Source organism: Herpetosiphonaceae bacterium (assembly GCA_036374795.1).
Lineage (GTDB): Bacteria > Chloroflexota > Chloroflexia > Chloroflexales > Kallotenuaceae > LB3-1.
This window is the reverse complement of record DASUTC010000203.1, coordinates 12142-23522: the sequence shown is the minus strand read 5'-3', so window position 1 is coordinate 23522 and position 11381 is coordinate 12142. Positions and strand designations below refer to the sequence as shown.

Below are 11381 nucleotides of genomic sequence, written 5' to 3'. Positions count from 1 at the left end.
ATTCCCCTCGAACGGTATTCATAATCGTCGGTTCGGACCATGATCTCGGTGATCGTTCCCTTGTGGATCAACACATGCGTTAGAATGTGAGGCTCTCATGTATCGTCAAACGTATCGGTTCCTGGTTGCTGTTCTGCTGGGCGTTAGCCTTGCCGCTGGGGCCGCTCCGTCCGCTCAGGCCTACGTCCTGAAATCCTGGTATTGGTTGAGTTTCCCGGTCAAGTACAAATGGGGCGCGAACTTAGCTGGAGCAAACCTGTCCACAACCCAGCAAGCCTGGAAAACAGCGTTCCAAAGCGCAACGAATGATTGGTATAACACACCAACCATCGTGGCCTTCTCCTATGATGCAACGGCAGCCACGGAGTTTAACACCTATAGTGCTGCGGATAATCTCTTTGGCAAGAACGGAACAACCTACTCCGCCGCAACCAGCCTGGCTTCCAAATGCTTAAGCTTCGGCAACACCTACGCTGGATATTCCACGACGGCAAATCAGCGTCGCAGCACCGCTGGACACGAGCTCGGGCATTGCCTAGGGCTTGCGGATAGTAATGTTGCGCAGGCGTTAATGCGGACGGGACGCAATCGCGACCTCATATACACGCCGCAGCAGGATGATATCGATGGGATCAATGCGAAGTACTAGCGGACACATCGCATGATCACCGTGAACGTTCCCCCTGACTCACATCGTAGGCTTTTATCAGAGGAGTATAGTGTATGCGTCGCTCGATCTCTATGAACACGCTTGGACTGATCGCCGTGGTGATCGTGACGTTCCTGAGCACGTCCGCGCTGCTGGCAGCCCGTGATATGGTGCATCGTGAAGGCGACTACGTGACCGTGCAATCACTGCGCGAGCGAGTTGAGAACAGCCCTATCATTATCATTGGCGAGGTGCAGGCAGTTGGCACCACGGTCAACATGGCGCGGAGTGCCGAAGACAGCACCCGAGCCGATCCGTATACGTTTGTGGTGGGCCAGTCCTACACGGTTGCGGTCGAGCGCTACCTGAAAGGCGGCGTCCCGGATCAAGAACAAGCGCCAATGATGCTCAACGTCCTACAGCCGGAAGGGATGCTGACCGGGAGTGGACAGCCAATCACTCCAACCGAGGCCGACATTGCGCGGGCGAAATCGGAGTATGAGCATAGCCCGATGCAGGTGGGAGGACGGTATATGTTCTTCCTCTATGACCTGCCGGAGATGGGCGCTCATCCCGCCTATGTCACGGGGTATGGCTACCCCTGGCGCTTTACCTTGCCACATACGGGCATGGCCGTACCGGAAAGTCCTGCAACCGAGGCCAATACCGCCTTTCCGAGGCTCACATCGGACGAGCTGATCACGCAGGTCCAAGATCTGATCGAGTCACGACAGTAGGCCAGAGCACATAAGCGAGGTGCGCCGCTTGGATGAAAGGCACGTCATCCGAGCGGCGTATCTCGCTCCACGCGGCTTTGTTGCATAATTCGCTCAAGCGCATTGCCATACACAACAGGCCGCATTGATTCTGTACCGTTAGCAGGCAGGTGCGGGGTAGGAATCGGGCATGTCGAGGTAGGTCATCCGGTTTGATGCCAAACACCGCACGGCCCGTTCCGCCTGTTGCCGGTTGTTCTTTCGTGCTGCGAGGTGGTCGCCGAAGCCCCCCACGACACCGAGCCAGCACGGAGCTTCCGGCGAGGAGTTTGCGTGGGCAGGCCACCGCTCCACCACCGGGATCGTCTGGAAGCGCGCGCGGCTGCGGCGGCCTTTGACCAGGATCTTTTGCTCGCGCTGGAGGGGCTGATCATTCCACTGCACCTGGAAGGACGCATCTTTATGAGCGCGGATCAGGATAATCAGGTCGGTAGGGCCGGACCCGGACGCGGATCGTGCCGCCGTCGATGACGACCACGCTTAACCAGCGGCTGGGCGCGCTGCTCAATCGTCGTCCTGGTGCGCCTGAGGTCATTCCCAGGTGCTCGCTTCGTTGAAGAGGGCCGCGGCAAGTCGGGCGCTGCGTGTGGCGATCTCTCTCGGCGTATAAGGTCTGCCCTGCTCAAGCCACCAGATGATGGTTTCCACAAACAGTGCCGATACGAGGTCTGGGACCAAGGTAGCTGAGCAGGTGTGGACGGATTGATCGGCGGCGTTTGGCCCATGCGGAAGGTGCCCGCGCTCGTTGATCAGGTCAGCCAGCGCCGCACGCATCTTCCGCACAAACCAGGGGCTACCCGTCTTACCGAGGAGCGCGCGATAGAGCCGTTCGTATTCAGCGATATGCTCGAAGAACGTCACCCAGATCTCGGGGGGATGTGCTCGCCCCAGATCTCCGACCGCTGCGCGCAGGGCGCTCATGGCTTCCTCAAAGATCTGGTCTACCAGATCGTATTTATCCTGATAGTGGCGATAGAACGCGGCCCGGCTCACCATTGCCCGCTCGGTCAGCTCGCCGATGGTGAGCGCGTCGAATCCCCGCTCCCCGATCAGCTCAATGAGGGCCTCCCGCAATAGCTTCTGCATCCGTCTGAGACGGAGGTTCTTGCCCGGCTGAGTCATCTGGCGCTCCGTGTCTCATATGGGACACTTCTTCCCGATTGATCCTTGCTTCTGGACCCGCATCCGACTACACTTGACGTAAGACAGGATTATCCATTTGAGATAGTATGTCTCGAACGAAGCAACCTGTCAACTCATAGTTCTGACTCAGCGGTACCTGTGCGTGCCTGCATCACGCGCAGCGTGAGTCAATCCATGTACAAGCGAGCAGGTTTCTCTGAAAGGAGCACGAGCTATGCATCGGTTCGCACGTCACCACCATCGCCCAGCGGGCGAGGCGCCGACCAACGAAACCAACGGGCTCAGCCTCGCGGGCGGCTGGCGCTACGACCTGCATGAATGGGTCATAGACACCTGCTTGTTCCTGGGCAGGGGCCGGGCACTCAGGCAGCGGACGGCCACCCTCGCCCGCCTGCACCCAGGAGATCAGGTGCTGGATGTGGGCTGTGGTACGGGAACGCTCGCGCTGCACGTCCAGCGCCACGTGGGCAGCACAGGCCGCGTCGTTGGCATTGACCCTGGACCAGAGCAAATTGCCCGTGCCCGCGCGAAAGCGACGCGGCATCATGTGCCGATTGAGTTCCAGATCGGGGTGATCGAGCAGCTCGCCTTTCCCGATCAGACGTTCGATGTGGTGCTCTCAACCTTGATGATGCATCATGTGCCTGCGAGCCGCAAACAGCAGGGCCTTGCAGAAATCGCTCGGGTGCTCAAACCAGGGGGCCGCCTGGTCATTGCTGATTTCAAGCCTCCGCAGGAACGCGCGGGCCAGACGGGGCGCTTTCACGCCGGGGGGAGCAGCCTGCTCGCGTTGGCTGGCTTGGTCGCGGACGCCGGTTTCTCGCAGGTGGTCATGGAGGAGATGCATGCTTCACGCTTCTCTGCGTTCCCAGGAGCAGGCTTTGTCAGGGCATGCAAACCCGCAGACGCACGTGCGATCACCGCAAGCGAAGGCTAGGGCCACGCGAAGGGTCTTCGTACGGCACCCACGTGGCGTACTGGATGGAGCCGCGTTGCGCCAATAGTGCCGAGGTGTGCGCGATCGAGAGGAGTTCATTGCTTCGGCTGTGCCGCACCCCAACGGCACCGACCCACCTCGTCCCCCGCCTCGATCACCGCGTACGCACGTCGATCATGCAACGTATCGGTCATAGGTGTATCTGCGCGCCTCCAGCCTGTGCGTGACCTCGCCTGTGGAACGGAAGCTCCGGGGTGACGCTGTCATGATTCCCAGATCGAGCGCAGCTGCCACACATCGAGCGCCACGAGCTGTCCGGGAGCACCCTCCGCGAGGAGTGCCACGCCGAGGCTGTCCGCTCGCGTCGGGTAGATCCGGCTGCTGATGGTGACACACTGGTTGGCAAAGACTTCAAGCACCGAGTGATCGAGGAAGATGTGCAGCCGCAGTGGATCACCCGGCGCAATCGGGAGCGGCGCGATGTGCGCGTTATGATCGGTGGTCAGATCAAGGCTCGCGTGCCTGCGATCGACGATCAGCTGGCGCTGTGCGGCGTCGTAGGCGATGCGCGTTTGCTCCGATCCGTCGGGCGCGCGGCGCACCACAAGACCGCATACGCCATCGCCACCGGGGGCGAACTCAGCCAGCAGTTCCAGCATGTCGCCGGTCACGCCAGGAACATCGACCTGCTGGCCCGCTGACACGGTGATCGGGCCACAGCGCATGTGTTGAGCGCGTAGCGCGGCCAATTCAGGCGCGGGCTGCATGCAGACGTGCCCATCGGCCCCAAGCGCGAGGACGCGCGGCAGCGACATCACTCCTGACCAGCCGCAGGCAAGCTGTGCCTCGATGCTGCGCGCTTCATGCATCCAGCCAAAGATGATCCGCCGACCTTGAGCATCGCTGAACGACTGTGGCGCGTAGAAGTGCCGGTCGCCATAGTCGAGCTTATGCTCGACCTCCGGGATAAGGTGGTGGTCGCGATAGCTGCCGACAAAGGCCGTGCTGTAATGCAGCCGTTCCCGGTCCCAGATCGAGGTGATCAGGACCTGCCGACCATCGAGGGGGAAGAAGTCAGGACATTCCCACATCGATCCCGTCCAGATTGGCTCAAAGCGATGTTGATCACCCACCAGGAGCGGGTGGAGGTATTCCCAATCACGCAGGTTGGGCGAGCGGTACAGCAGCACCGTGCCACCCGCTCCTTCGAGGCCCGCGCCCATAAGCTGGTACCACGTGTCTTCCTCACGCCAGACGGCGTGGTCGCGGAAGGCCACCAGATGGAGATCCGTCGGCGGCTCTGGGATGACCGGGTTGCCAGGATGTTTCTGCCAGGTCAGCAGGCCATCGGTGCTGGTTGCCAGGCACGCGCGCTGTACGCCATCGCGGTTCCCGCTATAGATCAGCGTCGGCACGCCGTCATCGTCCACGGCGACGCCCGACCAGCAGCCGTCCTCGTCGGCAGTACCTGGATCTGGTGCCAGCGCGATGGGCAGATGCCGCCAGTGGACGAGATCCTCGCTGAGCGCGTGTCCCCAGTGGATCGTGCCGTGAAAGGGACCGTGGGGATTGTACTGGTAGAACAGGTGATACTGCCCTTGCCAATGCATGAGTCCATTGGGGTCGTTCATCCAGTTCGCCGACGGCAGGAAGTGATAGCGTGGCCGGTGCGGGTCCGTTGCCAGCGACACATGCCCAGCACGTGTCAGGTTTTCCATAGACATGCGCTTCCCCTTTCATCCCCGATGTCGTGATACTTCGGATATACCCCGGATCGAACGTGATCCAGCAGGCGAAGATCGGGAGCCTGATTCGTATGCACACCGCACGCGGCGGAACTGTTGCGCGTGGTGCCGGTAGACCAATGGCCCGCTTGGGCCTCCATCGTCCCGGCGACGGTGATTCGTATCAAGCGCGTAGTGAGCTGGTAGAACGCCGTACCTTCCGCCACGGCTTCATCCGCTCCGGTGCAGTGTCTCGCGGCGACCGACGTCTGCCACCAACGTCCCTATGAAAAGCTTGATGCTAAAGCAGCGGATTCCAGCGGAGCGACAAGGCCATTGCCGATGCAGCCAGAAGGACGCTGAGCGCGACGCCGACGACCGTCAGCTCCATGGTTTCATGCCTGGTAATCAGGGATGTTGGCACATTCCGAAACACGCTTTGCAGCTCGTCGGCGCTGGCAGCCGCGTAATACCGTCCGCCCGTCAGCTCCGCCACCTGCTTGAGCGTGTCCTCATCGATGCCCCGGCGAAACTGTCCTCGCGGGCCGCCCCAGTGCTGGGAGCCGCGCTCGGTGCCGAACCCGATGGTATACACCCGCACACCGCGATCAGCGGCTTGCTGGGCAGCAGCCTGTGGCGCAGGCCCGGTGGTCGCAACGCCATCGGTCAGGAGCACGATAATCGCCGGCGCATACGCGCCGCCTGGCACCGGATCAGGAGGATCGACGCTGTCTCCCTCGGCGATGCTCGGCGCGACGCTCGGGTCGATAGTGGCGATGACATCAATCGCCTCAAGAATGCCGCTGCCGATCGCCGTGCCGCGCCCGGTGCTCAGGCTGTCGATCGCCGCTTCCAGGGCTTCCTGATCGGTAGTCGGCGGCTGGATCATTTCCGCGAACGCGGCAAAGGCCACGATGCCAATCTGCGTTCCCGGCGACTGACTCTGGATGAACGAGCGCGCCGCATCCTCTGCCGCCGCTAAGCGGCTGGGCTGAATGTCGTCCTGGAGCATGCTGCGTGATACATCAAGCGCGAGAATGATCGTCGTCTGGCTGGTGGGAACGCTGATGATCGCCACGGGTCGCGCGAGCGCAAGCACCAGGCTCGTGAGCGCGAGGAGGAACAGCGCAAAGGGCAGGTGCCGTCGCCAGCGGGCGGAGCGCGGCAGCGCCGCCCGGATCAAGCTCAGGCTGGAGTAGCGCACGGCAAAGCGCCGCTTCCGACGCAGCACCCAGAGATAGGCCGCGACCAGCAGCGGCATCAATCCCAGCAGCGGCAAAAAACCAGGCCAAAACCAGTCCATCAACGCCTCCCCGCTACCCACCTACGATCGCAATCCCGATCACGGCGTGCGACCGAACCACAGCAGCGACCACGCGCCGCCGATCAGCAACACGAGGAAGCCGACACCCGCAAACAGGGCGGTGATCTCGGCCTCCTCGGATGTCATCACCAGTTGCAGATCGAGGTTGTCATACATCGCCCGCAGCGCTTCCTCTTGCGCGGCGTTGAAATACGTGCCCGCGGTGCGCGCGGCGATCTGTTGCAGCGTTGCTTCGTCGAGCTGCGTATGCACCGTGAAGCCGTTGACCTTCAGGGTGGTCCCCGCAGCGCTGCCGATGCCGATCGTGTAGACGCGCACGCCCCGATCGGCGGCGGCCTGGGCCGCTTCCAGAGGGTCCGGTGGACCGGTGTTCTCGCCGTCGGTCAAGAGCACAATGGCTGTCGACCGGTTGGTTCCTGGGGGCACCGGCAGCGGCGTCGGCGTCGGTGTAAGGGTCAGCGTCGTGTAGCGGCGAGGACTCGCCGTGGCATCGAGCACATTCAGCGCCGCTCCGATGCCGTGACCGAGCGACGTTCCCCGCTGCGGGGTGATCCGCGCGATCGCGGCGAGAATGGCCGCCTGGTCGCTCGTCGGCGTCTGGATCGCCAGACCGCTGTCGCTGAATGCGACTACCCCGATCTGCACGCCGCGTGGCTGCTGCTGCACAACGTCCTGCGCCACGGCTTTCGCCGCCTCCATGCGTGTTGGCTGCACGTCGTTGGCCGCCATGCTGCCGGAAACATCGAACACAAGGATGACCGTGCCTTCGACTCGGGGCAGACTGACGGTGGTCTGCGGTCGCGCCAGGCCGATCAGCAGCACGGTGAGGCCGAGGAGCAACAGGGCAGGAGGAAGATGCCGCTGCCAGCCGAGCCGACGACCCGCAGCGCCGTAGACCAGTCCCAGGCTGCCGTAGCGCGCCAGCATCCGCTGACGCCGCTGCTGGAGGCGGACGTACAGCCCCACCGCGAGCGGGACCACCAGGAGGCCGAAGAGCATGGCGGGCCAGATGAATGACATAGGCACATCCGTATTATGTTCGGCGCTGCCGCCGCAGGTTGGCGAACCGCACAATCGCGCGCACCAGGTCCTCTTCCGTCGAGAGCGACAGCGCATCAACCCCGGCTCGTTTGAAGGCCGTGCTCAAGGCCGCTTCGCGCTGACGCGCTGCCTCGTGAAACCGCTGGCGAAACTGTGTGTCGCGCGTGTCCACGTAGATCTGCTCGCCGGTTTCCGCATCCTCCATCAGGATCAGGCCAAGGTCCGGCAGCTCCACTTCGCGAGAGTCCCACAGGCGGATGGCGATCACATCGTGCCGCCGGTTGAGCACGCTCATCGGTCGCTCCCAGCCCGGCGCGCTGATGAAATCCGAGATGATGAAGACCAGGGCGCGCTGCTTGATCGTGTGCAATCCCGCTTCGAGCAGCGGTGTGAGGCTGGTGAACGATGCCTGAGCTCCAAGTGGCTGCTTGAGCAGATCGTTGACCAGCCGCAGCACGTGCAGCCGACCGCCGCGCGCCGGGATCATGCGCTCAACGCGGCTGCCATACAGCACGGCACCCACCCGATTGCCGTGCCGGGTCAGGAGCCGCGCAAGTGTCGTCACGACATCGATCAACACCGTCCGCTTCTGGCGCTCGACGGGTCCAAAGTCCATCGAGGGACTGAGGTCCAGCAGAAACCACGCGGTGATTTCGCGATCTTCGACATACTGCCGAACATAGGGCGCGTTCATCCGCGCGGTGACGTTCCAATCGATGTAGCGAATGTCATCTTCCGGCTGATACTCGCGAACGTCCGCAAAATCCAGGCCGTAGCCATAGAACAGGCTGCGGTAATCGCCTTGCAGCAACCCGTCCAGGCGGCGAATCACCTGCCAGTCGAGGCGTTGGAGAATACGCTCAGGTGTTGGCGCGGATCGTGGCGTATTCATGCAGCGGCACCTTTGGGAGCGCAATCCGCTCAAGGATTTGTTGCAACAGGTCATCGCTGGTGACGGTATCCGAGAGCGCTTCATACGAGAGGACGAGGCGGTGCCGGAGCACGTCCAGGGCGATATCCTGGATGTCCTGCGGCAGCGCGTACGCCCGGCCACGGATAAACGCAAGGGCTTTCGCCGCCAGGATCACATGAATCGACGCGCGGGGGCTGGCACCAAAGGCGATGTAGCGCTCCATCTCTCGGAGGCCGTGAGCGTGCGGCTCGCGGGTCGCGGATACGATCCGAATGGCGTACTCCATCAGGGCCGGGTCCACGTACACGCGGCTGGCCTCATGCTGCAAACGTAGCAGCTGCTGGGCGGTCAAGACCTCCTGTATGGTTTCGACACTACCCGTCATCCGCTCGACGATGACGAACTCTTCCGTGGGGCTTGGATAGCCCACGAGCACCTTGAGCATAAAGCGATCGACCTGCGCCTCAGGCAGCGGATAGGTGCCCTCGGTTTCGATCGGATTCTGCGTTGCCAGCACCAGGAACGGATTGGGCACGGGAAACGTGTCGACGCCGATCGTCACCTGGCGCTCCTGCATGACTTCGAGCAGCGCGCTTTGAACCTTGGCCGGCGCGCGATTAATCTCATCGGCGAGCAGCAGGTTGGTAAAGACGGGGCCGAACGAGGTGCTGAACTCACCGGTTTTTTGATTGTACATGCGCGTACCGATCAAATCCGCCGGCACCAGATCCGGGGTAAATTGGATGCGCTTGAACTCGCCGCCGATGGCCTGCGCCAGCGTTTTGATCGTCATGGTCTTCGCCAGGCCCGGCACGCCTTCGACCAGGACGTGCCCGCGCGCCAGCAGGGCGACAACCAGCCGTTCGAGCAGATGGTCCTGGCCGACGATGACTTTCTTCACCTCATACACGACGTGCTCCATCGGCATCCGATGGTCGGCGCTCCTGGGTTGAGTCATGGACGATGTCCTTTCAGCGGGGCGGTCTACCACACGCAGCCGCGCCCCTGTGCCGCGCTGACGCTTCCGTTTCGGACGAGGACGTTGCAACCGGACATGGCATCAATAGGGTGGGAAGCCAGCCCCGGATGCTGCCACGGTGATCGGCACAGCAAAACCAAGGCCAATAAAGACCTCCTGGTTGGTCGGGTTGACCAGCCCGGCGACAATGCCGATCACGTGACCGTCCCGATTGAGCAGTGGACCGCCTGAATTTCCCGGGTTCACAGCGGCATCGATTTGAATCAAGCCATGCAGGGGCCGATCGCCGGTCGTGGGCTGGAAGGAGCGGTCGAAGCCGGAGATGACGCCCGCGCTCATCGAGCCGTAGAGGCCAAGCGGATGACCCACAACGAACGCCTCATCTCCGATGCGCATCGCGTTGGGATTGCCAAGGATGGCAGGCACGAGCTGCTGCGGAGGTTGGCGCGCGCGGAGCACCGCGATGTCATGCTCCGGCTGCGCAACCACGATCCGCGCCGACGAGCGAGAGCCGTCGGTAAACGTCAGCTCAATGCTCCGTGCGCCCGCAACGACGTGGAGACTCGTCAGAATGTCCCCGCGATCGTTGACGACAACGCCACTGCCCAGACCATACCCGTCCTCGCCTTCGTCGCCGACGGCTGACGTTTGGATGAGCACCAGTGAGGGGTGGATCGTTCGATACACCTGCTCAGAAAGGGCGGGTGGCGGAGTGGCCGAGGCCATCAGGTGTGCAACCGTCTGCTGAACCGCCTGCGTCGTGAGGGGCACGGGAGCCGGCACGAGCCAGTTGTACAGCAATATCGCGGCAAACGCCGCGAGCACACCTCCGGCGAAGGGTATGCCGCTGCGCATCTGCCGGATGCGTGCGCGGAAGACAGCAGATCGCGAAGCCGGTCGCTCACTCATGATCGTCTCCACTCTCCAGCCACAGCACCATCGACAACACAGATGTTGTCCGGTGATCATACCGGCATTATCCGACCGAGCCTCGCCCGCTGGTCCAGCGCCGACGCTGAGCGGCCCAGGCCGTATGCGAACGCAGGCATGTGACGCGCCTCCTGGGTTTGTGCCTGTTGCCAGGAGGGGCAGCGCCTCTGGTTCCCATAGTACACCATCGAAAAAGCCGTCGGCAAATTGGCACAGATGGTTCGCCCTGGACAGAATGTTCCCCGTGGCGGAGGCTCACCCACAGGCTCGTCATCGCAGCGGTGCTTGCCGTGAGCGCCTGTCTCGTGTGGACGGATGGCTCCGTGCTCTGGGCCATCGTCTCAGAGTCCAGGGTCCGTAGGGTAAGGAGATCCTGGATCTGTCGTGCGGGCGATGCAGGTCAGGGCAGCGGCAGCGTCACACCGATAATCGGCAGGCACCGGGAAATGGTGGCGACCCCCACGATACCGCGTGAACTCCGGGGCGCACCCGTCGGCGTGCTACCCCGGCGGCTCTCGCAGCGCCGCTGACGCCTGATCGGGGTGGATCTTGGTTTCTTGCACCGCGACGATGCCCGCGTGCGTCGTCTGCCACCATGAGAGCAAGCCCTTCCGGTCAGCAGCCCGCATACCGTTGACGTTCCATAAGACCATTGTGATCTGCCGCTGGGTCGCGCGCTCCTCCTCCGCCTGGGGTGTGCAATGGTCATCGAACCGACATGCGCGCGTAGACCACCAATGACGTGGCGCGGTATACTAGCTGTGAGGCTAAGCGGGGTGCGCCAGCAGCGGAACGGGAGCCACTCGTGCTACGTACGATCCCGCATCTCGATCTCCATGCCTGCTGGCGACCGTAGATGTCACAGTGCCGCGCTAGAGTACACGTCAGGACGAGGTACGATGCCCTGCATGCCCATCGCTCGTGCCACCAGCGCGCTCACCTGCTGGCCCTAGGTTGAGCAGGAG

General features: G+C 62.7%; 12 protein-coding genes. 4 read left to right on the top strand and 8 right to left on the bottom strand.

The features are described from left to right. Positions 1-97 precede the first annotated feature (97 nt). The 3 genes from VFZ66_15435 (at position 98) to VFZ66_15425 (ending at position 1896) form a co-directional block, all read left to right on the top strand. Complete coding sequence (locus tag VFZ66_15435) at positions 98-649, top strand: matrixin family metalloprotease (GenBank protein ID HEX6290581.1); 552 nt, start codon at positions 98-100, stop codon at positions 647-649. Positions 650-723: 74 nt separating this feature from the next. Next, positions 724-1386 carry a hypothetical protein gene (locus VFZ66_15430; protein HEX6290580.1) on the top strand — a complete coding sequence of 221 codons (663 nt, stop codon included), beginning with the start codon at positions 724-726 and terminating at the stop codon, positions 1384-1386. Positions 1387-1698: 312 nt separating this feature from the next. Beyond that, positions 1699-1896, top strand: coding sequence for a hypothetical protein (locus VFZ66_15425; GenBank protein HEX6290579.1), 198 nt, complete (start codon positions 1699-1701; stop codon positions 1894-1896). Between the two features lie 60 nt (positions 1897-1956). On the opposite strand, the gene VFZ66_15420 is transcribed toward VFZ66_15425, so the two are convergent. Then, positions 1957-2547, bottom strand: a complete 591-nt coding sequence (locus tag VFZ66_15420; protein ID HEX6290578.1) for a TetR/AcrR family transcriptional regulator — start codon at positions 2545-2547, stop codon at positions 1957-1959. Positions 2548-2782: 235 nt separating this feature from the next. On the opposite strand from VFZ66_15420, the gene VFZ66_15415 reads away from it, so the two are divergent. Further along, positions 2783-3505 (top strand): methyltransferase domain-containing protein, encoded by a 723-nt coding sequence (locus tag VFZ66_15415; GenBank protein HEX6290577.1) that lies wholly within the window; start codon positions 2783-2785, stop codon positions 3503-3505. A gap of 263 nt (positions 3506-3768) precedes the next feature. Here the strand turns inward: VFZ66_15415 and VFZ66_15410 are convergent, their stop codons facing one another. From VFZ66_15410 to VFZ66_15380, 7 genes are all read right to left on the bottom strand, one after another. Then, a complete protein-coding gene (locus VFZ66_15410) occupies positions 3769-5229 on the bottom strand; it encodes a glycoside hydrolase family 32 protein (protein HEX6290576.1) in 1461 nt (486 codons plus the stop codon). Between the two features lie 301 nt (positions 5230-5530). Next, positions 5531-6532 carry a VWA domain-containing protein gene (locus VFZ66_15405; GenBank protein HEX6290575.1) on the bottom strand — a complete coding sequence of 334 codons (1002 nt, stop codon included), beginning with the start codon at positions 6530-6532 and terminating at the stop codon, positions 5531-5533. 39 nt (positions 6533-6571) lie between these two features. Next, positions 6572-7573, bottom strand: coding sequence for a VWA domain-containing protein (locus VFZ66_15400; protein HEX6290574.1), 1002 nt, complete (start codon positions 7571-7573; stop codon positions 6572-6574). A 13-nt stretch (positions 7574-7586) separates the two neighbouring features. Further along, positions 7587-8486, bottom strand: a complete 900-nt coding sequence (locus tag VFZ66_15395; GenBank protein ID HEX6290573.1) for a DUF58 domain-containing protein — start codon at positions 8484-8486, stop codon at positions 7587-7589. Then, positions 8455-9465, bottom strand: coding sequence for a MoxR family ATPase (locus VFZ66_15390; GenBank protein ID HEX6290572.1), 1011 nt, complete (start codon positions 9463-9465; stop codon positions 8455-8457). Before VFZ66_15390 ends, VFZ66_15395 begins: the two co-directional genes overlap by 32 nt. A gap of 102 nt (positions 9466-9567) precedes the next feature. Further along, a complete protein-coding gene (locus VFZ66_15385; GenBank protein HEX6290571.1) occupies positions 9568-10395 on the bottom strand; it encodes a trypsin-like peptidase domain-containing protein in 828 nt (275 codons plus the stop codon). Between the two features lie 521 nt (positions 10396-10916). Beyond that, positions 10917-11045, bottom strand: coding sequence for a hypothetical protein (locus VFZ66_15380; GenBank protein HEX6290570.1), 129 nt, complete (start codon positions 11043-11045; stop codon positions 10917-10919). Positions 11046-11381 lie beyond the last annotated feature (336 nt).

Coding starts and splice junctions, on each gene's coding strand:
- VFZ66_15400 (HEX6290574.1), bottom strand. CDS start 7,573: ATGTCATTCATCTGGCCCGCCATGCTCTTCGGCCTCCTGGTGGTCCCG.
- VFZ66_15390 (HEX6290572.1), bottom strand. CDS start 9,465: ATGACTCAACCCAGGAGCGCCGACCATCGGATGCCGATGGAGCACGTC.
- VFZ66_15380 (HEX6290570.1), bottom strand. CDS start 11,045: ATGCGGGCTGCTGACCGGAAGGGCTTGCTCTCATGGTGGCAGACGACG.
- VFZ66_15395 (HEX6290573.1), bottom strand. CDS start 8,486: ATGAATACGCCACGATCCGCGCCAACACCTGAGCGTATTCTCCAACGC.
- VFZ66_15435 (HEX6290581.1), top strand. CDS start 98: ATGTATCGTCAAACGTATCGGTTCCTGGTTGCTGTTCTGCTGGGCGTT.
- VFZ66_15410 (HEX6290576.1), bottom strand. CDS start 5,229: ATGTCTATGGAAAACCTGACACGTGCTGGGCATGTGTCGCTGGCAACG.
- VFZ66_15430 (HEX6290580.1), top strand. CDS start 724: ATGCGTCGCTCGATCTCTATGAACACGCTTGGACTGATCGCCGTGGTG.
- VFZ66_15385 (HEX6290571.1), bottom strand. CDS start 10,395: ATGAGTGAGCGACCGGCTTCGCGATCTGCTGTCTTCCGCGCACGCATC.
- VFZ66_15405 (HEX6290575.1), bottom strand. CDS start 6,532: ATGGACTGGTTTTGGCCTGGTTTTTTGCCGCTGCTGGGATTGATGCCG.
- VFZ66_15415 (HEX6290577.1), top strand. CDS start 2,783: ATGCATCGGTTCGCACGTCACCACCATCGCCCAGCGGGCGAGGCGCCG.
- VFZ66_15420 (HEX6290578.1), bottom strand. CDS start 2,547: ATGACTCAGCCGGGCAAGAACCTCCGTCTCAGACGGATGCAGAAGCTA.